Source organism: Cutibacterium avidum ATCC 25577, from assembly GCF_000227295.1.
Taxonomy (GTDB): Bacteria; Actinomycetota; Actinomycetes; order Propionibacteriales; family Propionibacteriaceae; genus Cutibacterium; species Cutibacterium avidum.
Window position 1 is genome coordinate 2,043,417 of sequence record NZ_JH165054.1, and the last position, 22,616, is coordinate 2,066,032.

A 22,616-nucleotide genomic window follows, 5' to 3' on the forward strand; every position below is an offset into this window, starting at 1 on the left:
TCGGCACGAGACGGCACCGGGCCAATCCTTCACCACCGCCCCGGAAGAAAAAGGATGGGCCCGGCAGATCATGGGGAGTCAGGCACGCACGGCCTTGAGGATGAGAGGCAGGTCCTGACTCAAATCAGCGTTCCAGCAACCCCAGTCGTGGCCGCCATCACACTTGAAACCGCCGTAAGTGCGGGTCGTGTAACGGATGTAGGTATGGGGAACCTGGCGAGCAGCGAGCCGCACGTGCAGAGCCGTCGTATTGGCTCCAACAGCGGTTTCGATGGCCATGGCAGCTGGATTGCCGGTACCCAACCCAGTGCCCGCATACAAAGCCAGACGGGTGCCGTCACGCTGAATGCTGGCGAGGTTGTCGGGTCCCTCCCTACTGGACGGGTTCGCCTCGACGAGTGTCTTGTTGGTTCGCACCATCGGGCCCCAGACCGAGTCAGGCTGATATCCACTCGTGACGAGCTGTTCGGCCACGGTGGCCCGCACCGAGGTGCTCTCGATGTCGACAGCACCGGAGTAGGCCGAGACCGAGGAGAACATCCCCGGATGCTCCATCGCGTAGTGGTAAGCCCCGTAACCGCCCATGGAGAGGCCGGCAATGGCGCGATGCTTGCCTGACGCCACGGTGCGGAAGGTGGCGTCGACAAAGGGAATTACCTCGTCGAGATGGTGATGCAACCAGTCGGCGTCACCGCGAGACTGGTTCCGCCCAGTCGGAGTACCAGCTGACCTTGCCACCCTCCAATGTCACCGTGATGAGGTCGGCATCGGCGGTGATCTGTTCTGCCCTGCCCTGCTTGCCCGACTCGTCGGTCCAGTCACGGACCCGACCGCTTCCACCGCCGGGAAGCAGGTAGAGGACCGGGTAATGCTTGTCGGGATGGGAGGCGTACCCAGCTGGCAGGGTGACGCGGATGGCCATCTGACCATCAAAGGTCTGTGCGGGATCGATCGACGGGGTCGAGTAATTGATCTGCCAAGTGCGCTGCAGGCCCGAGACCTTCGTCACGGAGGTGACGGTGATGCCCCTGGTGTCATGGATCTGCGCGTCATGGACCTGTCCGAGGATTTCCGGAACGGCTGCCGCGACGTCACTGGTCGGGGCATCGGAGGTGGCCGGTGCGGCGTGGGCTGCCACGGGCGTCAGTGTCAAGGCTCCGCCGGCCAGTGCGGTCACCACGATTCGGGTGAGTCGTCCCATCGGTGTTTCCCCTCGTCGGCGATTCTCAGCGCTGTTTGTCGTCACTGTAGTGACCAGAGGGTCACGGGATGTGAGGGTTGTCACACGGATTTCAGGGCGTCTCGAGGGCACCCACCATTTCGTCGTCGCCCCTGCCCTGGTGCGATTTCTCAGGAGACGATGACCGGGGGCGGGAACCACGTGGTTTCCGCCCCCGGTTGAACGCATGTGTCAGTTACGAGCCATGTTCCTCAACACGTATTGAAGGATGCCTCCGTTGAGGTAGTAGGAGCGCTCTCCTGGGGTGTCGATGCGGACGACGGCGTCGAACTCAACGTCCTTCTCACCGTTGACGGCCTTGACGTGGACCGTTTCCGGGATCATCTCGTTGATCTTGTCGACGCCAGTGATCTCGAAGGTCTCCTCGCCGGTCAGGCCGAGGGAATCAGCCGACTCGCCCTCCGGGAACTGCAGCGGCAGGACGCCCATGCCGATGAGGTTGGAGCGGTGGATACGCTCATAGCTCTCGGTGATGACGGCCTTGACCCCCAGCAGCTGGGTACCCTTGGCGGCCCAGTCACGGGAAGATCCGGAACCGTACTCCTTGCCACCCAGGACAACCAGCGGGATGCCCTGTTCGCGGTAGCTCACCGAGGCGTCGTAGACCGTGGTGACGGGGCCGTCGACCTTGGTGAAGTCGCGGGTGAAGCCGCCCTCGGTTCCCGGGGCCAGCTGGTTGCGCAGGCGGATGTTGGCGAAGGTGCCACGCATCATGACCTCGTGGTTTCCACGGCGGGATCCGTAGGAGTTGAAGTCGCGACGCTCGACGCCGTTGCCAGCAAGCCACTGGCCCGCCGGGGAGTCAGTCTTGATATTTCCGGCCGGGGAGATGTGATCGGTGGTGACCGAGTCGCCGAGCTTGAGCAGAACGCGGGCATCGGTGATGTCACCAACCGGGTCGGGTTCAGCCTTCATACCGTCGAAGATCGGCAGCTTGCGGACATAGGTGGAGGCAGGATCCCAGGAGAAGGTTTCACCCTCGGGGGTCTCCAGCTCCTTCCAACGCGGGCCACCGTCGAAGACGTCGGCGTAGCGCTCGGAGTACATCTCAGCGGAGATGGACGATCCGACGATCTCCTCGATCTCCTTGGTGGAGGGCCACAGATCGGCCAGACGAACCTCGCGGCCGTCCGGGGTGGTGGCCAACACATCGTTGTTGAGATCGATGTCCATGGTGCCAGCGATCGAGTAGATCACCACCAGCGGTGGGCTGGCCAGGTAGTTCATCTTGACGTCGGGGCTGATGCGACCCTCGAAGTTACGGTTGCCGGAGAGGACTGCCGTGACGGCCAGATCGTTCTCGTTGATGGCGGCCGAGACCTCGGGGATGAGCGGACCAGTGTTACCGATACAGGTGGTGCAGCCGTAGCCGACCAGGTCGAATCCCATGGCAGCAAGGTGCTCGGAGAGTCCGGCTCGCTCAAAGTAGTCGGTGACAACCTGGGAGCCCGGGGCCAACGAGGTCTTGACCCACGGCTTCGGCGATAGACCCAGTTCGTGGGCCTTCTTGGCCACCAGCCCGGCAGCGATCATGACGCTCGGGTTCGAGGTGTTGGTGCAGGAGGTGATGGCGGCAACCGTCACGGCACCGTTGCGCAGCTCGAAGGAGCGTCCATCGGCCAGGCTGACCGGAATGGCAGCACCCGGGTTGGTGGTGTAGTCGGGAACGGTCTTCTCGAAGGTCTCCTTCGCCTCGGAGACGAGGATACGGTCCTGCGGACGCTTCGGGCCGGCGATGGACGGCTTGACCGTCGAGAGGTCGAGCTCCATGTACTCGGAGTAGCGGGGCTCGCGATCCGGGTCGTGCCACATGCCCTGGGCATTGGCATAGGCCTCGACGAGTTTGACCTGGGACTCGTCACGACCGGTGAGGCGCAGGTAGTCCAGGGTGACGTCGTCGATCGGGAAGACGGCGATGGTCGAGCCGTACTCAGGGCTCATGTTGCCCAGGGTGGCGCGGTTGGCAAGCGGCACGGCGGCGACGCCGGGGCCGTAGAACTCGACGAACTTGCCGACGACCTTGTGCTCACGAAGCATCTGGGTGATCGTCAGGACGAGGTCGGTGGCGGTGACGCCGTCAGGCAGCTCACCGGAGAGCTTGAAGCCCACGACACGCGGAACCAGCATGGAAACCGGCTGACCGAGCATGGCGGCCTCGGCCTCGATGCCACCCACACCCCAGCCGACGACGCCAAGACCGTTGACCATGGTGGTGTGGGAGTCGGTGCCGACGCAGGTGTCCGGGTAGGCGACCTTCTTGCCGTCCTCGTCATGGACGAAGGTCACGCGGGCGAGGTGCTCGATGTTGACCTGGTGGACGATGCCGGTGCCCGGCGGGACGACACGGAAGTTCTCGAACGCGGTCTGGCCCCAACGCAGGAACTGGTAGCGCTCACGGTTGCGCTGGTACTCGATGTCCTTGTTCTGCTCGAAGGCCTCCGGGGTGCCGAAGCGCTCGACGATGACGGAGTGGTCGATGACCATCTCGGCGGGTGACAGCGGGTTGACCTTGCTGGGGTCACCACCAAGATCGGTGACTGCCTCACGCATGGTAGCCAGGTCGACGATGCAGGGCACGCCGGTGAAGTCCTGCATGATGACGCGGGCCGGGGTGAACTGGATCTCCTTGGACGGCTGGGCGTCGGCGTCCCAATGTCCCAGGTCGGTGATCTGCTCGGCGGTGATGTTGGCACCATCCTCGGTGCGCAGCAGGTTCTCGAGCAGGACCTTGAGGCTGTACGGCAGGCTGTCGGAACCGTCGACCTTGGTGACGTCGTAGATCTCGTAGGACTGGCCGTCGACGTCGAGGGTTCGTCTCGCGTCGAAGCTGTTGACACTCATGTGGACTCCTGACTAGTCGATGCGGATCTCATCATCTCGCGTCGAGCTCCACCACCGTGGCGGAACAAGATATCTTGATGTCAAGATATCTTGTTGTGAAACGGCCCCCAAGTTAGGCTTGACTAAGAAGTAGAATGAACCCACCGGATCATCAGGCCCCGCCGGCATACTCAAGGTGAACGCCTCCATCCGACTTGCTCATGGCACCAGAGCCCCGCGCTGCACCCTTTTTGGGACGGTGCGGCGGGATACAGTCGTGGTGGCCATGGAGACGCCCCTGTCAGCACCGCAACACGGCGTCACCACCCCAGCCTGCAGCACATCGTGGTTCCGGACAGGATTCATCGTATGGATCAGTCAAGATCGTATGGATCAGTCAAGTCCCTCAGATCGGGGATCGGGCCCCAACTCGTCGTCATCTGTCACTTCGACCGCATGCGGCGGGGCGCTCTGCTTCTCCTTTTCACGCGCCACCTTCCTGGACTTCGCGAGCTCGCTGCGCAGGGCGTCATCACCCATGACGAGGTATACCAGCCCGCAGTCCTGAGGGCCGGTGACGTAAAGCTGGCACAGACTACAAGGATCCCCCGGACGCAGCGGACACATCGGAACTGGACCTGCCATCTCAGATCTTCGGCTCCAGGATCGCCACGGCCTCGACATGATGAGTCATCGGGAAGACGTCGAACGCACGGATCGAACGCGGCACATATCCGCCGACGTCGAACAGGTGCAGATCGCGGGCCAACGCAGCCGGATCACATGCGACATGTGCGATCGCTCGCGGTGACGTTCGCGTCACGGCCTGGACGACAGCCTTGCCCGCCCCCTTGCGCGGGGGATCCAGCACGACGAGATTCGACTTGGCCTTCATGCGCGGCAGGACCCGTTCCACCCGCCCGGCAGTGAAACGCCCACCGGGGACATTTCGTCGTGCCAATGCCACCGCCTGACGCGACACCTCAATGCCACGAACGCGAACGCCATGATCGGCGAGCAGACCTGCGAAGAGTCCAACACCGCAGTACAGATCCAGGGCCTCGTCACCCTGATGAGGATCCAGGCCACCCACCACGGCGTCGGCCAACGCCTCAGCTGCCCCGGGGTGGACCTGCCAGAAGCCGCCGGCGCCAACCTTCCAACGCCGCTGACCCACCTGAGCCGTCATCGTCTCGCCGCCGGCGATGAGCTGCCCATCCGCGATGACACTCACCTCCGGGTCCTGTGTGAGGCAGCTAGTCACCATGACAATCGCCTGGTCGGCCGCGCGGCACGCTGACTCGGCAGCCGGACGCCCAGCGGGATGCGCGATGGGGCAACCACCTTCAGGCACTTTCACCACATCATGACTGCGGTGGCGTCGCAGAGCCGGCCGTCCATCGAGGCTGCAATATTGCATACGGGTCCGCCAGCCCAGACCGTCGGAGGAACCGTCGACAGTCTCCACGGATCCAGTCCACTTGATGCCGGCGATGCGACTGAGCTGTTCGGCAACGACCCGTCGCTTGAGCTCGCGCTGGAACTCGACGTCGACATGCTGGAAGTCGCAGCCACCACACATCCCCGCGACGGGGCACGGCGGGACGACGCGGTGCGGATCAGGCGAAATGACCTTGACGGCCTGCCCGAACCAGTGCGAGGCCTTGGAGGTGTCGGTCAATCGGACCCGAACCTTCTCCCCTGGCAATGAGCCGCGGACGAAGACGACCCTGCCGTCCAGATGCCCCACGCAGTAACCACCGTGGGCGACCTTGCCCATGACGAGGTCGAATTCCTCGGCCGGGGACGCATCAACAGACTCCTGCATCAGGCCAAGTCTAGGCCCCCAGTGGTGTCACTTCCGTGCGGCTGAGGCCTTGATAGGCCTCGAACCCCGCAATATCAGGGGTGGACGAGGCCACGTTCGCGAGAAGCTGACGTTGTGGCACTACCCGTGACGGCTTCGTGGTGATGATCACCACGAAGCCGTCACAAGGAAAGCATCCCGATGTCAGTGCCGCGGCGTGATCGTCGCGCTGGGATCCCGCCACGATCGCGGATCGTTGCGCTTCCAGCGCTTCTCCAGAATCGCCGAGCTGCACAACTGGTACGGCACCGAGGAGATGAGAACTCCGGGCATGAAGTGCAGGCGCGCCCGCACCACGAGAGCCGTCTGGTTGTGCAGGAGATGCTCCCACCAGTGACCGACGACGTACTCAGGAATGAACACCTCGACCATGTCTCGCGGGTTCTCGCTGCGGATACGACGAATATGGTCGATGAACGGGTTGGTGATCTCGCGGTACGGGGAGGCAATCACCTTGAGGGGGATGTCGATGTCCTCCTCGTCCCACCGCTCCAGCAAGCGGTCCGTGACGTCGGGGTCGACGTCGACGATGACGGCCTCCAGGAAGGTCGGCACGGTGGCCTTCGCGAACTGAATGGCCCTCATCGTCGGCTTGTTGAGGTCCGCGATCATGATGACCGCGTGCACACGCGACGGCAGGGCGCGATCGGACGGACTGTTGAGCTCCAGCTCCTCGGCCACCGCGTCGTAGTGCTTCTTGATCCCCGTCATGAGGCCATAGACAACTGCCATCGCGATGAGCGCGAGGTAGGCCCCATGAATGAACTTCGACGCCAGGATGATGACCAAGACGATGCCCGTGCCCACCAGGCCAATGCCGTTGATGACGCGCGAGTGCTTCCACCTGCGGCGCTCCTTGACCGAGGCTGAGGCGTCGGTGCGCAGCAGCCGCGTCCAGTGGCGCATCATTCCGGTCTGGCTCACCGTGAAGGAGATGAAGACGCCGACCACGTACAACTGGATCAGCGCAGTCACCGAGGCGTTGAAGACCAGCACGAGGATGATGGCGCCGGTGGCCAGCGTCAGGATGCCGTTGGAGTAGGCCAGACGATCGCCACGGGTGTGCAGACGACGGGGTAGGAAGCCGTCACGGGCGAGGATCGAACCCAACACCGGGAAGCCGTTGAAGGCAGTGTTGGCAGCCAAGAACAGGATGATCATCGTGCAGACGATCATGATGTAGAAGCCCGGTTTGAAGGAGTCGTAGAAGACGGTTCGGGCGAGCTGGCCGACGACCGTCACTTGGTCCTTGACGACATTTCCGTGAGTGTCGACGAGGCGGGACTCCCCCGTCGGGTCGAACATCTTGACGCCCGTGACATTGGCCAGGACGAGGATGCCCATGAGCATGGAGACGGCGATTCCACCGAGCATTGCCAAGGTCGTGGCGGCGTTCTTCGACTTCGGCTCGCGGAAGGATGGGACACCGTTGGAGATGGCCTCGACGCCGGTCAGCGCGGCACAGCCTGAGGAGAAGGTACGCGCCATGAGGATGACGAAGGCGATACCGACGAGACCGGTGTACTTCGGCGCTCCGACGGCCGTGTAATCGGCGGTGGGAGCGCGCAGACTGTCTCCAAGGACGAAAACCCTTGTCAAACCCCAAATCACCATGCAGATCACTGAGATCATGAAGGCGTACGTGGGCACGGCGAAGAAGGTTCCGGACTCCCTGACACCACGCAGGTTCATGGCTGTCAGAATCGCGATGACGACAGCAGCCGCGACGCCTTCGTGCCCGGCAAGGCCGGGGATCATCGCCTCGGCGTTCTGAATGCCCGACGACACCGACACAGCCACCGTCAGGACGTAGTCGACGAGCAGGGCGGAGGCCACGACGAGCCCGAACTGCGGGCTGAGATTGGCTGTCGCGACCTCGTAGTCACCACCGCCGGACGGGTACGCATGCACCGTCTGGCGGTAGCTCATCACGACGATGAGCATGACGAGGGCAACGGCAATGCCGATCTTCCACGAGAATGCGAATCCGGCAGCGCCTGCCAGCGACAGGGTGATGAGGATCTCGTCAGGGGCGTACGCCACGCTCGAGAGGGCGTCGGAGGCGAACACCGGCAGTGCGATCCGCTTCGGCAGGAGGGTCTCGCCCAGAGCACTGCTCTCGAGTTTGCGCCCGATGAGCACCCTCTTGACGGCTTGGAAAACCTTCACGACGGGCCACTCTACTTGCGTAGAACATCATCGGCACATTGCCGGTACCCTCATGATCGTGAGGTCAGCAACCGCCCTCGGACGAGACAGGCAGACCGGGACGCGGCAGAATGGCCTCGACAACCACGACACGGATGGGTGCCACCGCCACCCAGGAGAGGGGTCACGTGCACATCGTCATCATGGGATGTGGCCGAGTCGGTTCGAGCTTGGCCATCCTGTTGGAGAAGCGTGGCCACGACGTGTCGGTCATCGACATTGACGACAACGCCTTCCGCCGACTTGGGCCCGACTTCAAGGGGCGGACGGTCAAGGGGGTCGGATTCGACCGCTCTGTGCTGGAAAAGGCCGGCGTCCGCGAGGCTGACGGATTCGCTGCCGTCTCCAGTGGCGACAACTCCAACGTCTTGGCCGCCCGCGTGGTCCGCGAAGAGTTCGGAATCGACAACGTCGTGGCGCGCATTTACGACCAGGGACGTGCTGAGGTGTACGAGCGGCTCGGGATCCCGACGGTCGCGACCGTGCGCTGGGCTGCCGACCAGGTGCTGCGAAGCCTCATGCCGGAGGGTTCTGAGCCGGCCTGGCGTGATCCGTCCGGTCAGGTCCGTCTCATCCGCGTCAACACCCACACTGACTGGGTCGGGATGAAGATCTCCACCATCCAGGACCGCATCCACACCCCGCTGCCCTTCCTATTGCGGTTCGGTCAGGGCATGGTTCCTGACGACGCCACCCTGCTGCAGGACGGAGACGTCGTCTACGCAGCCGTCGAGGTCGAGCGCATCACCGAGATCGAGGGCCTGCTGGCCAAGCCGCCGGTCAAGCGCTGAGTGCCAGACACAACGCTCTGATCACCCGAGGCAAGGAGAATCGTGCGAATCGTCATCGTTGGAGCCGGTAACGTCGGTCGATCCATTGCCCGTGAGCTCACGGCTCATGGGCATCAGATCCTGCTCATCGACAAGAATCCCAAGGCCATGAAGCCGGACACCGTGCCGGAAGCCGAGTGGCTGTGCGCGGACGCCTGCGAGTTGGCGGCCCTCGAAGAGGCCCGCATCGACAACTGTGACATCGCCATCTCGGCCACCGGTGACGACAAGGTCAATCTGGTCCATTCGCTGCTCGCCAAGACCGAATTCGGCGTGCCGCGGACCGTCGCCCGTGTCAACCATCCCGGCAACGAGTGGATGTTCGACCAGGTGTGGGGAGTCGATGTTGCTGTGTCAACCCCGCGGCTCATGGCGGCACTGGTGGAGGAGGCCGTGACCGTCGGAGAGTTAGTCCGCCTGTTCACCTTCCAGAAGGGCCGCGCGAACCTTGTCGAGCTCACCCTGCCTGACAACTCGCCGCGTGTGGGTGACCGCATCCGCGACATCTCGATGCCCGGAGATGCAGTTCTCGTCGCCATCATCCGTGATGGTCAGGGGCGTGCGCCGGAACGTGAGACCGCCCTGGAGGCCGGCGATGAGCTGCTCTTCATGGTCTCGCCGAACTACGAGCCCGATCTGGTCGATCTGCTGGCACCTCACTGATCAGCTGATTCGGATTCTCACCGCCCCGAGACTTCTTGTGGGGCATCCCGCAACTGTGAGGCAGCACCCACCCTGTTGTCCCGCGCTCCTCTTCGTGTTCTCTCCTTCCCCCTCGTGCCCGGTTCCCCTCCGTCGTGGTAATCCCGGTTCTGGATAAGGCTGCTGTCAGCTGTGGTTGCATCAGGGCCGGTTGTCACCCAGATCCCCACCAGGGTTGAACGCCTCGACAATCTGTGGCTGGCCTGGAGAGCAGCAATACCCCACGCGCCCCGCACCTCACCTTGCCCAAGTAGTGGCAATAACGGTTACGACGGCCCCTGCTGCCAACCCACACGACAACAGGAGCCATCAGGACCCGCATCACCACACCAAGACGGAGTGAACGCGTGAGGTGAGCGGGAGGCCAACACGGGTCGGAAGGAAGATGAAAAACGGAGACACGAGATCAGGAATCGGGCAGCCATGCCAGGGAAACAGGCACCGAGCGGTGAAGAAGCGTCAGCGAAGGGAGCTGGGGCCACCCGGCCTGAAGACGAATTCCGGGGCCCGGCGAAGGCCCGGAGACCCCAAGATCCTTCGCTGAAGCTGTCACCTAGTCGAGGACTGCCACTCAGTCGGGAAGAACGGTGTACCTGGGGTTGTAGATCACTCGGCGCCCATCCGCCTCGGTGATCATCCCCTCGACGCTGATCCTTCGTCCAGCGCGTAGACCCGGGATGCGCCGCCGACCCATCCATATCAACGTCACGGCACCAGTACCGTCGCGCAGCTCGGCCTCGAGCCAGCGATTCGTTCCGCGAGGGTTGAGGGTCAGCACCTCGATCCTCCCCTGGAGGGACGCACGGGAACGCATCCTGGCCTCGGCAATGGTCGAGACCCCGGCATTAATGCTGGAGCGCTGCAAGTCGTCATCGACAAGATCCTCGTTGGACGCCGTGACCCGGTGCAGGACCCGCCGAAGCATCGACTCGCGGGGAGCGCGAGCATCGGTGCCTTCGGCCATGATCAGGACTCCTCCGGGTGCAGACCCTCAGGAACCTTCAGCGGGATGACGTCGCCGGGGACACGCGGACTGTCGTCGCGACGCACCACGAGGTTGCAGAAGAACTCCAGCAGTAGCTGGCCGGTGGCGTCGAGCTTCTCGCCGAGAGCCGACTCGCCCATCAGCACACCGCGCAGCAGCCAGCGCGGCCCCTGGGCCAACCAGGTGCGGGACACGTGGTACCCATCCTCACCGTCCGGTCCCTTCATCGGGACGATACGACGAAGCTCGGCACCCATCGGCCCTGGGCCGACATTGGCCTCGCCACCCTGAGCAGCGGTGCCGCGGACCATCTCCTCATGGACCTCGTCAATCATGACGGTCGAGGCAGGAGCAGCGAAGAGGGCCACCTCGATGGCGGAGTTCCCCTGAACGACGAGCAGGCTCTGCACGGCACCAGAGGCCTGGTCCAACTGGATCTGCATCTGCATGTTCTCGAACGGGGTGACGATGAGGGAACCGAAGTCGATGCGCTCGACATCGTCGGCGTCGAGGTCGACCTCGTCGATGTCGAAGGGGCCATCCTCGCGGTCGAGGTTGATCCGGTAGGTGGAGGCGTCCTTCTCCTCGCCGGGCTCGTCCTCGTCAGTGGTCTCCTCGACCTCGGGGTCGTCGGGAGCCTCCTCGGTGGTTTCGAGCTCCTCGTCGATGTCCTCATCCGTCTCGACGTCGTCGTTGCGCTTCTTGCGACCGAACATTGTGTCCTTCCTCGACCGACACTGTGGTGTCAACAAATGCAGTCTAACCATCAGCGGGACGCACACCAGAAACGCCGGTCGACCCGTATCCGCCTTGGCCGCGTTCGGTCTCGTCCAGGTCGTCGACCGGCTGGAAGACTGCCTGCACCACCGGGACGATGACGAGCTGGGCTATTCGCGACCCGGCATCAAGGTGCACGGACTCCCTGGGATCAGTGTTGATGAGCAGCACCTTGATCTGTCCTCGGTACCCGGAGTCGATGGTCCCGGGAGCGTTGACAATCGACAGTCCGCGCCGCGCGGCCAGGCCTGACCGCGGGTTGACCAGCCCGACGTAACCCTCCGGCAGGGCGATACGCACACCGGTCTCGACCATCGCCCGCTCCCCCGGCCCCAGGTCCACGTCATGGCGGCAGGTGAGATCGGCCCCGGCGTCACCGGGCATCGCATAGCGGGGCATGGCTTCCGAATCTGCCACGGTCGGGACAATGACGTCAGTCACGGCTGTCCTCCTCATCACGAGAGTCACTAGAAGGATCCTTGGAAACAGGCGGGGAGGACACAGCGGCAGAATCCGGCGCCACCACGTACTCGGACACGATCGCCGCCAACTTGTCGGGGTGACGAGTACTGACGATCCACGCCTGATGCGGGTCTGCAGGATCAGCGAGCCTCAACACGAGCCCAGACTTTATCCAGGGCCGTGTCACGAGGAACGATCCGACCTGATGGCTGGAGTGCATCACGGATGCCATCGTCCCTGCGTCCACGCCCCGAACCCGATCGACCCATCTCCACTCGATCCAGGACCGTCCTGCACCGAATCCGTCCTCAGTGACGACGATGCGTACCCGTCCGGCCTCGACGAAGGCAGCAACGACGAGCACGACGATGATGACGGCGACGATGATCCCCGTGGTCGGGCTCGTCCAGGCACCGATCGCCACGATGAGTGAGATCGCGACGGCAGCTCCGATAAGCCACCATGCAGGCGGAGCGCAGAGTCTCTCGGAGTAGACGACTGATCCAGCAGGATGGGGGGAATTCACCGTCACAGCCTAGTCGACGGGCCATGACGCAATATGATGACGTCATGATCCCAGAAAAGATCCTGTGGAAGGTCTACGCCGGTGCCCTCGGCGCCGTCACCACCATCGTTAGCCAGAAGGTCGTCGAAGGCGTGTGGAAGTACGTCACCGGCGACGACGAGACTCCCCAGCCTGATGACCCCGAGGTCTCGACCACGAAAGCACTCTCATGGGCGCTGGCCAGCGGCATCGGGATCGCCGGATCCCAGCTGCTGATGCACCGCTTCGTCAACAAGCGCTGGATGAAGTTCAGCTCGGTCAACCCCATCACCGGCAAGGACTTCAAGGACAAGAACGACGACTGAGCCCCCTACCCCACAAACGACAACGGACCCCCGCCACGTGGCGGGGGTCCGTTCACGTCGGGAGAGGATCAGACGCAATCGACGCAGTAGAACTGGCCGTCACGCTCCTCAGCCAGCTGGGAGCGTCCCTTCACGAGGAAGCAAGACGCGCAGGTGAACTCGCCGGACTGGCGAGGCAACACCCGAACGGTCAGCTCCTCATGGGACAGGTCAGCGCCGGGAAGCTCAAAAGCCTCAGCAGCCTCGACCTCGTCCTCGTCGACCTTTCCGGAGTTCTTGTCGTTGCGCTGGTTCTTGAGCTCCTCGATGGAGTCCTCACTGACCTCCTCATCAGTCTTGCGGGGAGCGTCGTAATCGGTAGCCATGGTCACCTTCCAGTAAGGACTCGAGACGTCGCCAACTCGCTCGTTGCGAGCTGCGACCGCACAACATTCGCACCCTTGTGTATCACACCTGTCAAGTCGACAGACAGCGCGCCGGGGCATCCGGGCGGTACCATCACGCCCGGAGGCAGTAAGTTGGTGACTCACACAGCCAAACCCCGACCACAAGGGATCGGGAGGGAAGGTGGACGATGGACAGCGCTCTGAGCCCCCGCGAGATTCAGTCGCGGATCCGTTCCGGGGCCACTGTCGAGGAGGTGGCCGCAGAGGCGGGCGTCGGCGTCGACCAGGTGGAGCCCTTCGCCGTACCGGTCCTCGCCGAGTTGGACCACATCATCGAGGTTGCCATGACGTGCCCGGTTCGCCGCGCCGGCGCGGCCGGGTCCCACCGCACCCTGGGGACCGTCATTTCCCGCGTCGCCAAGGCCAATTCAATCCCCGATGAGAAGATCTCCTGGCGGTCGTGGCGCCACGAGGATCGCACCTGGGCCCTCGAGGCCACCTGGCCCGAGACCGAGGATGGAGCTCCGAGCGCAGCGATGTTCCGCTTCGATCTCAAGGGACGCCACACCTCCCCTGAGGACGCCGGTGCACGTTGGCTCGTCAACGGCCGGTCCCCTGCTCCCGCTGAGCCGTTGCCAGATGGTGCTCCCGATCCCGATCAGGAGCCGACGCTGGATCTCAACGACGAGTTGGCCATCGTTCGCGCAGTGAGCAATCATCCGCAGCAGCCGGCCGACCCCAATGCCGTCGCCGGGATGACCAAGCACGACGGGGTCTATGACTTCGTCCCCTCATCCCCGGCCGACATGGACATGCTCTACGAGATGCTGGCAGGCTTCCAGGAGGACTCGGTCAACATTTATGAGGGCTTGGAGACGCCGGTGGTCGACGCCGATTCCGCCCCCAGAGTCCAGACGTCGGAAGCATCACAGGCCGCAACGCAGGAGTCCCAGACCGACGACTTCCAGGACGAGAACGCTCCCTCGGACACAACCGAAGAGCCCCCCACCGCTCCTGATCCGAAAAGGCCTGAGCCCGGGACGGACGCTCCTGCCAGGAAGCCGACGACCAGGGCGACGTCTCGCAGGTCAAAGTCCACCAAGGACAGCCAGCCTGCCGACAAGGACGAGCCCCGACAGGATGCCCTCGTCGAGGGTGGCGAGCAGCCGCGCAAGAAGCGCAAGCCTCGCAAGTCCAAGAGGGCGTCGATCCCGTCGTGGGACGAAATCATGTTCGGAGGACCCACCCCCCACGCGTGAGAGGTCACGACCGCCGGAGACGTTCACAACCACACGAGCCCCGCCGTCCAGCCGGGCTCGTGGCATTCGGGGCTCTCAGCCGTCGAAGGGCAGGGTTTGCTCCGAAAGGGTCGCCTTGGACATTTCTCCGGTAATTCCCTGACGGTGATGACGACGACACAACACCTCGTAGTGGATCTCGGATCCGCCGCCGATGTCGCCGACGCCCACCTGATCCCCCTCACGCGCCATGACGCCGCCGACGATACGGGCGTTGTGGGTCGCAGGACGTCCGCACCAACACAGTGGCGAGACGGGAGGCTGGACGACACGGTCGGCGAGCTCGACGAGCCGTTTGGATCCGGGGAAGAGCGCGGTCCGGAAATCGGCGAGGATGCCGAAACAGTAGACGTCAACCCCGAGGTCGTCGACGACCCGCGCGAGCTGATCAATCTGTTCGGGACGGTAGAACTGGGCCTCGTCACAGATGAGGTAGTCGATGCGCCCACCGCGACTCAACCGCGCTACGACGTCTTGGTAGAGGTCCAGGGAGTCCGTCACCTCGACGGCCTCGACGCTCAGACCGATTCGGGAGGTGATGCGGGCACCGCCGGACCGATCGTGCATGGCATACCTGACACCCTGACGGTCATGGGCCGACTGAGCGTGGTCCATCTGCAACGCGAGTGTGGACTTTCCGGAGTCCATCGGCCCGGTGTGGAAGACGAGCTCAGCCATCCTCAGCCCTCGCAGACCTGCGCCAGCAACGGAATCCTCATCTCTTGCGGGGTCAGGGAACCATGCATGCCGACCAGGGAGAGTTCCTTGGGGGTGGCACGGCTCATGATCGCCCAGTCGTCGCGGGTGATCGCCAGCACATCACCGAACCGGGATCGAGTGGATTCATCGACAGGCCCGAAGAGTTCCGCGTCGACGGCGTCATCACCCACCACGACCTGGGCACGATCTCCGAGCACCCGTCGCCAACGCTGTGCGACCTCGTCGGGACGTCGGGTGTAGATGTGGCGGAATCTCGGCTCCCCTGCCAGCAGATCGACGTCTGCGAGCAGTCCTCCCTCGTCCTCCACCATGACGCGGTGGTCCTGCGGCACATCGATCATGCCGTGATCTGCCGTAACCACCAGCGCAGTGCCGGGATCCAGCTCGTCGAGGAGAGCCCCGACGAGATCGTCAACCCACATCAAACGCGATCTCCACGCAGCGGACTGCCATCCCTCACCGTGGCCGACATGGTCCAGGGAACGCTCGTAGACGTAGGTCAGAGAGGCCTCCCCGCCCTGAGACGCGGCGAGGGTCTTGCGGACCCGCTCGTCGACGTCGTCCTCGTTGCGAACGGCAACGAATCTCGGACCCCGCAAGCTCGCTCGCGTCAGCCCAGACCTCTCGAACCGTGCCGGGCCGACGCTGCTGACCGTCACTCCCGCTGCCACCAGGTCTTCGAAGGCCGTCGGGTGGGGCTGGACCACCTCGGGGTCGTCTCCGTTGGCCCAGCTCAACGCGTTCATGGCCTGTCCGGAGGGAGCACGGAAGGTGTACCCGGCGACGCCGTGGCGTCCGGGAACGGCACCTGTACCGATACAGCTCAACGAGGTGGCCGTCGTTGACGGAACCTGGCAGGTCAGGTCATGGCACACCTGCATGTCCGACAGGGCGGGAGCCAAGTGACGGGACTGCTCGAGGTTCTCCCGCCCCATCCCGTCGACGAGTAGGAAGACGTAACGCCTCGCCTCGGGCAGGCCGAGCCCAGCCGACCTCTGACCCGTCAACACCCTTCCCATGGCGGGCACCAGGTCGGAAAGGGTTTGCGGACCCGGCGCCATGAGGTCAGGGCCAAGCAATGAACTCATCGTGCTGCTCCAGTGGCGACCTGCATTCGAGTGGCAAACCCCATCATCCGCTCGACCTGGTCGGGGCCGTCAGCAGCAGGACTCATCCGAATGACGATGTCATCCCCGCTGAAGGTGCCGGTGTAGCCATGATCGGCGGTACACATCGGGTCACCGCAAGTGGCAGGCTCGAGCTCGATGCGCGACACCGCGCCCCACGTCATCTGCAGCCAGGTCTCCACGGTCGCTGCTGAGGGGTCCTTGCCAAATTTGTCGGGATGCTGGACGACGCGCGTCAGCACCACCGAGCTCACCTCCGACAGCGGGATCGACTCACTCGAGGTCACGGCCTGGAGCTGTCCTCCCTCAGTCCGCTCGTCGGTGTGACCGATGAGCATTCGCGTCGCAGTGCGCAGAATGACGGTGAGGTGCCGGTGAACCTCGTCATTGTCGAATACTGCCTCGAGGTGAAGCAGATGGTCGAGGATCTCCTCTCCTGCCAAGGAGGTTTCGGCGACGTCGCTGACCAGTTCAGGGAAGAACCCACAGGACTGGATCTCGGCAGCTAGGGCAGCCGGAAGAGGAGTTCGGGCTTGATCGACAGACTGGCTCACCGGCCCATCGTCCCACGACGAAGCCCGATCCAGTAATCTCCAAGACATGTCGAACCGGCCGTTCATCGGAGCCCGAGTCGAGGATGCCCTTCACAGGCGCCTCAACACCACGCTGCGCCGACGCGGTTGGGTGCAGCGCGTGATCGGATATCGCAGTTACGGATCGGCCACCCATGTGCGCGTGCTGGGCCGAGTCGTCCTCACCAGTCCCCCTGGTGCCACTCCGGAAGAGGAGCGTCATCCTGACCGTTCTCCGCTCACCCGGCGCAACATGTTGTCCATCGACCTGCTGTCCCAGCGAGGATGGCACAACTTCCTCGGTCTTCCGGCGCCGGGTACCGAGGTCGTCGTCGACGTCAACGGGGAGAAGATCACCGTCCGGGCAGACCGTGGCGGATACGTGGACGTGCGCGTCAAGAACAATGGGCTGCAACCGGGATGGCACGAGGTCACCCTCTCGACCTCCGGGGACACGACGAAGGCGAAGGTCCTCGTCGTCTCACGCAACACCCGCTTCGGCATCGTGTCCGACATCGACGACACCGTCATCGCAACCTCCCTGCCGCGATCTCTCATCGCCGCCTGGAACTCCTTCGTGCTCACCGAGCAGGCCCGCAAATCCATTCCCGGTATAGCCCGCATGTACCAGAAGCTGTTGGAACGCCATCCCGACGCACCCGTGGTCTACGTGTCCACCGGCGCCTGGAACACCTATCCCTTCCTGGTGAGGTTCCTGGCCCGTCACGGCTATCCGCAAGGACCATTGCTGCTGACTGACTGGGGGCCGACGAACACCGGTTGGTTCCGCTCCGGCGTCGACCACAAGCGGACGGCCCTGCGCGAATTGGCCCGCGATTTCCCTGACATCGAGTGGGTCCTGGTCGGCGATGACGGGCAGCACGACATCCGGATCTACTCCGAGTTCGACGAGCTGCAACCCGGCCACACCCGCGCGATCGCCATTCGGGAGCTCTCGACGACCCAGCAGGTGCTGGCCCACGGCACGACGACGGTGCTGGAGGATCGCCACCGTGTGCAGTGGACCCCCGAATCAGCCCCTCTGGTACGCGCCCCTGACGGCGACCAGTTGGCCCCACTCCTGGACAAGGCGCTCAACCATGAGGACTCACCAGGACGGCCCTGACATGCGGATTTCGCGCCGATCGACCAATATAGGTCGTTAGCGTGTGCTGCTAAGGAGGTATCACGATGGCCAAGAAGACGGTGGATGACGACTTCACCGAGAACATCATCGACGTCGATGTCTCCCGCGAGATGGAGAACAGCTTCCTCGAGTACGCCTACTCCGTCATCTACTCTCGTGCCCTGCCCGACGCCCGTGACGGCCTCAAACCTGTTCAGCGTCGCATCCTCTTCACCATGAGTGACATGGGGGTCCGCCCTGATCGCGCCCATGTGAAATCGGCCCGTGTCGTCGGTCAGGTCATGGGTCAGCTCCACCCACACGGCGACGCCGCCATCTACGACGCCCTCGTCCGCACCGCCCAGCCCTGGGCCATGCGCCTCCCTCTGGTCGACGGGCACGGCAACTTCGGATCCCTGGATGCCGGCCCGGCCGCCATGCGTTACACCGAGTGCCGGATGGCTCCCCCAGCCCTGGCCATGATTGACGGGTTCGACGAGGACACCGTCGACTTCGAGCCCAACTACGACGGCAAGGAGACCGAGCCGTCGGTTCTGCCGGCCGCCTTCCCGAACCTGCTCGTCAACGGGGCGTCGGGCATCGCGGTGGGTATGGCCACCAACATTCCGCCACACAACCTCGTCGAGGTCGTCGCCGCCCTGCGTCACATGCTCAATCACCCGGACACCGATCTCGAGGAGATCATGCGCTTCGTGCCGGGACCGGATCTGCCCACCGGCGGGCGGATCGTCGGCCTTGACGGCATCGCTGACGCCTACCGGACCGGCAAGGGCTCCTTCAAGATCCGCGCCACCGCCCGCATCGAGAAGGTCTCCCCGCGACGCCGCGGCATCGTCGTCACCGAGCTGCCGTACATGGTCGGCCCGGAGCGCATCATCGACCAGATCAAGACCTTGGTGCAGTCCAAGAAGATCACCGGCATCTCCGACGTCAAGGACCTCACCGACCTGGCCAACGGCACCCGTCTGGTGATCGAGGTCAAGAACGGCATCAACCCGGAGGCCCTGCTGGAGCGGTTGTACAAGCTCACCAAGCTCGAGGACTCCTTCGCGATCAACGCCGTCAGCCTGGTCGAGGGACAGCCGAGAACCCTCGGTCTGAAGGAGATGTTGCAGGTCTACCTCGACCATCGCCTCGAGGTCACGCTGCGGCGCACCAACTTCCAGCTCAACAAGGCCAAGGACCGGCTGCACCTCGTCGAGGGACTGTTGCTGGCCATCGTCGACATCGACGACGTCATTGCCATCATCCGGTCCTCCGAGGACGCGGCAACGGCCCGCACCCGACTCATGGAGGCCTTCAACCTCGACGAGGTGCAGGCCAACTACATCCTCGACATGCAGCTTCGTCGACTCACCAAGTTCTCCACGATCGAGTTGGAGTCCGAGCGTGACGAGCTGCGCGAGCGCATCGAGGGGCTTGTTCTCATCGTCAATGACGAATCCGAACTGCGTCGAGTCGTCTCGGAGGACCTGGCCGAGGTGTCCACCAAGTACGGCACGCCTCGTCGCACCGTGCTGCTGGGAGCGGCTCCCGCCGTCGCTGCAGCCTCCGCCCCGCTGGAGGTCCCCGACGATCCCTGCTGGGTGCTGCTGTCGGCCACTGGTCTGCTGGCCCGTATCGACACCGAGGATGACCTGCCCAGTGGCGGGGACAGAGCCAGCCACGACGTCATCATCTCCCGTGCCCGCACCACGGCCCGTGGTGATTTCGGCATCATCACCAGTACGGGTCGTCTCATCAGGGCACATGCCATCGAGCTGGCCAGTCTGCCCATGACTGCCACCGCACCGTCGGTGGCCGGTGGCACCCCACTGGCGGACCTCGTGGGGCTGGAGAAGGACGAGAAGGCCCTGGCGGTGACGAGTTTGTCCGGGGAAGGCCCCTCCCTGGCCCTGGGAACTCGAAACGGCATCGTCAAACGCGTCAATCCGGAACTGCTCGGCAAGGATTTCTGGGAGATCATCAGCCTCAAGGACGGCGATGAGGTCGTCGGAGCCGTCGAGCTGGACGACGAGAACCTCGAGCTGTGCTTCGTCACCGAGGGAGCCTCCCTGCTTCACTTCCCTGCCACGGCGGTGCGCCCGCAAGGACGTTCCGGTGGTGGTGTGACCGGTATCAAGGCCAAGGACCCAGTCGTCTTCTTCGGCGCGGCTCCCAGCCATGGTTCGTCGGTCGTGACGATTGCGGCCTCCTCCCCCGCTGCCGCCGGCAAGGAGCCCGGTTCGGTCAAGGTGACCCCCTTCGACCAGTTTCCGCCCAAGGGCCGTGCGACCGGCGGCATGAGGTGTCAGCGCTTCCTCAAGGGTGAGACGGCCCTAGTGCTCGCCTGGATCGGCCCTGACCCTGCCGTGGCATGTGCGGCATCCGGTGTTCCTGTCGAGCTGCCGGAGCCGAGCCTGCGTCGTGACGGCTCCGGGGATCAGGGACGCCAGCCCATCCTGGCCGTCGGCACCCGTAATCATGGCGGTGACGACGTGGCCAATCCCGCCGAACGGCTCGATCCGGACACCTCGGACGACGATCTCCAACCCACCGATGTCAGGAGCGGGGCGACTCCCGACGCGGGCGGAGCTCTCATCCCCGCCCCGGAGTCGACCCTCGCGAAGGACTCGGAGGAGTCCAAGCCGCACCGCCGTCGTCGCCGTACCAGGACTGAGCACGACGACAAATCAGAACCGGACCTCTTCAGCTGATCAGGAGGCTGCGACCATGTTCGACGACCTGATGGATGGCAATGCCCGCTATGCCGAGTCCTTCGACCTGGCAGACATGCCGGGGCAGGCAGCTCGAGGGGTCGGGATCGTCTGTTGCATGGATTCCAGGCTGGATCCTCCGGCGATCTTTGATCTCAAGGTCGGGGACGCGAAGGTGCTGCGTACTCCTGGTGGCCGGTTGACCCCCGATGCTCACATCGGGCTCATCGTGGGCTCTCACGTCCTCGGGATTGATCGAATCGTTATGCTGGCCCACACCAAGTGCGCGATGGCCAGCGGGGACGACACCTCGGTCATTGAGAAGGTGCGACAGACCGACGGCACTGACCTGTCCGGCATGCGTATCGGGTCAACCCCCGATCAGATGGCTGGCCTGCGTCACGATGTCGCGACCCTACGCCGGGACCCACTGGTAGCCGCCGACGTGTGCGGCATGGTCTATGACGTCACGACCGGACAGGTCGAGCGGGTCTGCTGATCCCACTCGTCCGCGAACAGTTGCCTGTCCAGGTGTCCTGGTTCAGGTGAGCCGGGATGCCTGAACCAATCACTTGTTCTGGGTCTCGGCGGTGCTGACCGGGATCATCGCCACCAGACCGACCACGAGCACCAGGACGATACCGATGATTCCCCAGTACTGGTTGTTGTCGCCATCTGTGACGGCGTGTCCCATCGTGATGAAGAGACCGAAGAGGGCTGGCGCCAGGAAGGACACCGCCTTACCCGTCGTGGCGTAGAGGCCGAAGACCTCGCCTTGGCATCCCGGCGGACAGATCCGGGCGAGGAGACTTCGCGAGGCCGACTGGGCCGGGCCGACGAAGCCGCACATGATGAGGCCGAGCACCCAGAACACCATGGCCGAACCGTTGTGGCCGATGAAGACACCGATGCCGCAGGCAGACAGCACGACCAAAGAGACGATGATGAGGTGTTTGGGGCCGATTCGGTCGTCCAGGCGTCCCAGCAGGATGGTCGAGATACCGGCAACCAGATTGGCCACGATGCCGAAGATGAGGACATCGGCAGCACTGAATCCAAAGGTCTGACGGGCCAACGGGCCACCGAACTGGAAGACGCCGTTGAGGCCGTCACGGAACAGCGCCGAGGCAATGAGGAAGATGATGGTGTTGCGGCTGATGTGCCAGATTCTCACCACGCTGCGCCACAGTTCGGCGTAGGCATGTCCCAGCGCGCGGAATCCTCGTAACTGGGGCTCGGACTGGTCCACCGGGCGTGGGTTGTCACGCAGGATGAGGAAGGTGGGCAGGGTCAGCGCCAGGATCCAGATGGCGCAGAACAGCATCGCCACACGGATGTTCATACCTTCGTGGCTCGTGACCCCGAACCAGCCGACCTTCGGCTTGATCCAGGCGATGTAGATGACGAGCAGCGCGATGATGCCGCCCAGGTAACCCATGCCCCATCCCAGACCGGAGATGCGACCGATCTTGCCGGGCTCCGCGACGTCGTCGAGCATGCCGTTGTACAGCGAGCTGCCGACGTCGGAGATGACCGTGCCGACTCCCAACAACACCAGCCCCAGGACAAGATAGGACGGATGGGGCTTGACGAAGAACAGCAGCCCGGACATCACGGCCAGGGTCCAGGTGAGCCATTTCAGGGCAGTCACCTGGCGTCCTCGTCTACCTGCCCACTGGCCGACGATCGGCGCCAGCAAGGCGATCGCCAGACCGGCCAGACTCATCGTCCATGACAGGGCCGTGACAGTGGTGTCCTTCGGCCCGAAGGCGTCACCGACAAGGTAAACGGCAAAGACGAAGGTGGTGATGACTGATGCGAAAGGCTGAGTGCCCGGATCCCACATGGCCCAGGCGAAGACGCGTTTGCGTTGGTCCGCCGGCACGTCGACGTGGCTCATGGTTGTGAA

At 64.0% G+C, this 22,616-nt stretch carries 20 protein-coding genes and 1 pseudogene; 7 read left to right on the plus strand and 14 right to left on the minus strand.

The genetic code is table 11. From position 1 onward, the window contains the following. Positions 1-78: 78 nt before the first annotated feature. The 5 genes and pseudogenes from HMPREF9153_RS12960 to HMPREF9153_RS09180 form a co-directional block, all read right to left on the minus strand. Positions 79-1,408 (minus strand): annotated as a pseudogene (locus HMPREF9153_RS12960) (alpha/beta hydrolase). Between the two features lie 3 nt (positions 1,409-1,411). After that, positions 1,412-4,081 carry an aconitate hydratase AcnA gene (gene acnA, locus HMPREF9153_RS09165; RefSeq protein WP_004811474.1) on the minus strand — a complete coding sequence of 890 codons (2,670 nt, stop codon included), beginning with the start codon at positions 4,079-4,081 and terminating at the stop codon, positions 1,412-1,414. Between the two features lie 372 nt (positions 4,082-4,453). Beyond that, entirely contained in the window at positions 4,454-4,744 is a 291-nt protein-coding gene (locus tag HMPREF9153_RS09170) for a DUF6767 domain-containing protein (protein ID WP_306425491.1), read from the minus strand. Continuing rightward, positions 4,707-5,888 (minus strand): class I SAM-dependent RNA methyltransferase, encoded by a 1,182-nt coding sequence (locus HMPREF9153_RS09175; protein ID WP_004811477.1) that lies wholly within the window; start codon positions 5,886-5,888, stop codon positions 4,707-4,709. The genes HMPREF9153_RS09170 and HMPREF9153_RS09175 overlap by 38 nt, the downstream gene beginning before the upstream one ends. A 183-nt stretch (positions 5,889-6,071) precedes the next feature. Continuing rightward, a complete protein-coding gene (locus HMPREF9153_RS09180) occupies positions 6,072-8,096 on the minus strand; it encodes an APC family permease (protein ID WP_004811479.1) in 2,025 nt (674 codons plus the stop codon). Between the two features lie 134 nt (positions 8,097-8,230). Between HMPREF9153_RS09180 and HMPREF9153_RS09185 the strand changes: the two genes are divergently transcribed. Together HMPREF9153_RS09185 and HMPREF9153_RS09190 are read left to right on the plus strand one after the other, a co-directional pair. Next, entirely contained in the window at positions 8,231-8,926 is a 696-nt protein-coding gene (locus HMPREF9153_RS09185; RefSeq protein ID WP_004811481.1) for a potassium channel family protein, read from the plus strand. Between the two features lie 42 nt (positions 8,927-8,968). After that, a complete protein-coding gene (locus HMPREF9153_RS09190; protein WP_004811483.1) occupies positions 8,969-9,628 on the plus strand; it encodes a potassium channel family protein in 660 nt (219 codons plus the stop codon). 610 nt (positions 9,629-10,238) lie between these two features. On the opposite strand, the gene HMPREF9153_RS09195 is transcribed toward HMPREF9153_RS09190, so the two are convergent. The 4 genes from HMPREF9153_RS09195 to HMPREF9153_RS09210 are packed head-to-tail and all read right to left on the minus strand — an operon-like array spanning position 10,239 to position 12,423. Further along, a complete protein-coding gene (locus tag HMPREF9153_RS09195; protein WP_004811485.1) occupies positions 10,239-10,631 on the minus strand; it encodes an OB-fold nucleic acid binding domain-containing protein in 393 nt (130 codons plus the stop codon). 2 nt (positions 10,632-10,633) lie between these two features. Continuing rightward, positions 10,634-11,368 carry a DUF3710 domain-containing protein gene (locus tag HMPREF9153_RS09200; RefSeq protein WP_004811487.1) on the minus strand — a complete coding sequence of 245 codons (735 nt, stop codon included), beginning with the start codon at positions 11,366-11,368 and terminating at the stop codon, positions 10,634-10,636. Between the two features lie 43 nt (positions 11,369-11,411). Continuing rightward, positions 11,412-11,870: a dUTP diphosphatase gene (dut, locus tag HMPREF9153_RS09205; RefSeq protein WP_023032655.1), complete on the minus strand. Its 459-nt coding sequence runs from the start codon at positions 11,868-11,870 to the stop codon at positions 11,412-11,414. Beyond that, on the minus strand, positions 11,863-12,423 hold the full coding sequence (locus HMPREF9153_RS09210; protein ID WP_004811489.1) for a DUF3093 domain-containing protein: 561 nt from the start codon (positions 12,421-12,423) through the stop codon (positions 11,863-11,865). The genes dut and HMPREF9153_RS09210 overlap by 8 nt, the downstream gene beginning before the upstream one ends. Before the next feature lie 38 nt (positions 12,424-12,461). Between HMPREF9153_RS09210 and HMPREF9153_RS09215 the strand changes: the two genes are divergently transcribed. Beyond that, on the plus strand, positions 12,462-12,761 hold the full coding sequence (locus tag HMPREF9153_RS09215; RefSeq protein WP_015582794.1) for a DUF4235 domain-containing protein: 300 nt from the start codon (positions 12,462-12,464) through the stop codon (positions 12,759-12,761). A 68-nt stretch (positions 12,762-12,829) separates the two neighbouring features. Here the strand turns inward: HMPREF9153_RS09215 and HMPREF9153_RS09220 are convergent, their stop codons facing one another. Then, positions 12,830-13,126, minus strand: a complete 297-nt coding sequence (locus HMPREF9153_RS09220) for a DUF4193 domain-containing protein (protein WP_002513666.1) — start codon at positions 13,124-13,126, stop codon at positions 12,830-12,832. A 209-nt stretch (positions 13,127-13,335) separates the two neighbouring features. Between HMPREF9153_RS09220 and sepH the strand changes: the two genes are divergently transcribed. Beyond that, positions 13,336-14,406, plus strand: a complete 1,071-nt coding sequence (gene sepH / locus HMPREF9153_RS09225) for a septation protein SepH (protein ID WP_004811494.1) — start codon at positions 13,336-13,338, stop codon at positions 14,404-14,406. Positions 14,407-14,481: 75 nt separating this feature from the next. On the opposite strand, the gene HMPREF9153_RS09230 is transcribed toward sepH, so the two are convergent. Genes HMPREF9153_RS09230 through HMPREF9153_RS09240 form a run of 3 tightly spaced genes read right to left on the minus strand, consistent with a single transcriptional unit; the run spans position 14,482 to position 16,912 of the window. Beyond that, positions 14,482-15,129 (minus strand): thymidine kinase, encoded by a 648-nt coding sequence (locus HMPREF9153_RS09230; RefSeq protein ID WP_036901796.1) that lies wholly within the window; start codon positions 15,127-15,129, stop codon positions 14,482-14,484. Next, entirely contained in the window at positions 15,126-16,253 is a 1,128-nt protein-coding gene (locus tag HMPREF9153_RS09235; RefSeq protein WP_004811498.1) for an alkaline phosphatase family protein, read from the minus strand. The genes HMPREF9153_RS09230 and HMPREF9153_RS09235 overlap by 4 nt, the downstream gene beginning before the upstream one ends. Continuing rightward, positions 16,250-16,912, minus strand: coding sequence for a DUF5998 family protein (locus tag HMPREF9153_RS09240; RefSeq protein WP_004811500.1), 663 nt, complete (start codon positions 16,910-16,912; stop codon positions 16,250-16,252). Before HMPREF9153_RS09240 ends, HMPREF9153_RS09235 begins: the two co-directional genes overlap by 4 nt. On the opposite strand from HMPREF9153_RS09240, the gene HMPREF9153_RS09245 reads away from it, so the two are divergent. The 3 genes from HMPREF9153_RS09245 (at position 16,893) to HMPREF9153_RS09255 (ending at position 21,206) form a co-directional block, all read left to right on the plus strand. Further along, on the plus strand, positions 16,893-17,990 hold the full coding sequence (locus HMPREF9153_RS09245; RefSeq protein WP_004811502.1) for an App1 family protein phosphatidate phosphatase: 1,098 nt from the start codon (positions 16,893-16,895) through the stop codon (positions 17,988-17,990). The two genes, HMPREF9153_RS09240 and HMPREF9153_RS09245, sit on opposite strands and share 20 nt — an antisense overlap. A 65-nt stretch (positions 17,991-18,055) precedes the next feature. After that, positions 18,056-20,707, plus strand: a complete 2,652-nt coding sequence (locus HMPREF9153_RS09250) for a DNA gyrase/topoisomerase IV subunit A (RefSeq protein WP_004811505.1) — start codon at positions 18,056-18,058, stop codon at positions 20,705-20,707. Positions 20,708-20,723: 16 nt separating this feature from the next. Continuing rightward, positions 20,724-21,206 carry a carbonic anhydrase gene (locus tag HMPREF9153_RS09255; protein WP_004811507.1) on the plus strand — a complete coding sequence of 161 codons (483 nt, stop codon included), beginning with the start codon at positions 20,724-20,726 and terminating at the stop codon, positions 21,204-21,206. A 69-nt stretch (positions 21,207-21,275) separates the two neighbouring features. Here HMPREF9153_RS09255 and HMPREF9153_RS09260 read toward each other — a convergent pair whose 3' ends face one another. Next, positions 21,276-22,607: an MFS transporter gene (locus tag HMPREF9153_RS09260; RefSeq protein WP_004811509.1), complete on the minus strand. Its 1,332-nt coding sequence runs from the start codon at positions 22,605-22,607 to the stop codon at positions 21,276-21,278. Between the last annotated feature and the right edge of the window lie 9 nt (positions 22,608-22,616).

What these genes read in the sequence shown, in the direction of transcription:
- acnA (WP_004811474.1), bottom strand. Translation starts at nt 4,081, where the DNA reads ATGAGTGTCAACAGCTTCGACGCGAGACGAACCCTCGACGTCGACGGC.
- HMPREF9153_RS09170 (WP_306425491.1), bottom strand. Translation starts at nt 4,744, where the DNA reads ATGTCGAGGCCGTGGCGATCCTGGAGCCGAAGATCTGAGATGGCAGGT.
- HMPREF9153_RS09175 (WP_004811477.1), bottom strand. Translation starts at nt 5,888, where the DNA reads ATGCAGGAGTCTGTTGATGCGTCCCCGGCCGAGGAATTCGACCTCGTC.
- HMPREF9153_RS09185 (WP_004811481.1), top strand. Translation starts at nt 8,231, where the DNA reads ATGGGTGCCACCGCCACCCAGGAGAGGGGTCACGTGCACATCGTCATC.
- HMPREF9153_RS09195 (WP_004811485.1), bottom strand. Translation starts at nt 10,631, where the DNA reads ATGGCCGAAGGCACCGATGCTCGCGCTCCCCGCGAGTCGATGCTTCGG.
- HMPREF9153_RS09200 (WP_004811487.1), bottom strand. Translation starts at nt 11,368, where the DNA reads ATGTTCGGTCGCAAGAAGCGCAACGACGACGTCGAGACGGATGAGGAC.
- HMPREF9153_RS09215 (WP_015582794.1), top strand. Translation starts at nt 12,462, where the DNA reads ATGATCCCAGAAAAGATCCTGTGGAAGGTCTACGCCGGTGCCCTCGGC.
- HMPREF9153_RS09220 (WP_002513666.1), bottom strand. Translation starts at nt 13,126, where the DNA reads ATGGCTACCGATTACGACGCTCCCCGCAAGACTGATGAGGAGGTCAGT.
- sepH (WP_004811494.1), top strand. Translation starts at nt 13,336, where the DNA reads ATGGACAGCGCTCTGAGCCCCCGCGAGATTCAGTCGCGGATCCGTTCC.
- HMPREF9153_RS09235 (WP_004811498.1), bottom strand. Translation starts at nt 16,253, where the DNA reads ATGAGTTCATTGCTTGGCCCTGACCTCATGGCGCCGGGTCCGCAAACC.
- HMPREF9153_RS09245 (WP_004811502.1), top strand. Translation starts at nt 16,893, where the DNA reads ATGTCGAACCGGCCGTTCATCGGAGCCCGAGTCGAGGATGCCCTTCAC.
- HMPREF9153_RS09240 (WP_004811500.1), bottom strand. Translation starts at nt 16,912, where the DNA reads ATGAACGGCCGGTTCGACATGTCTTGGAGATTACTGGATCGGGCTTCG.
- HMPREF9153_RS09250 (WP_004811505.1), top strand. Translation starts at nt 18,056, where the DNA reads ATGGCCAAGAAGACGGTGGATGACGACTTCACCGAGAACATCATCGAC.
- HMPREF9153_RS09255 (WP_004811507.1), top strand. Translation starts at nt 20,724, where the DNA reads ATGTTCGACGACCTGATGGATGGCAATGCCCGCTATGCCGAGTCCTTC.
- HMPREF9153_RS09260 (WP_004811509.1), bottom strand. Translation starts at nt 22,607, where the DNA reads ATGAGCCACGTCGACGTGCCGGCGGACCAACGCAAACGCGTCTTCGCC.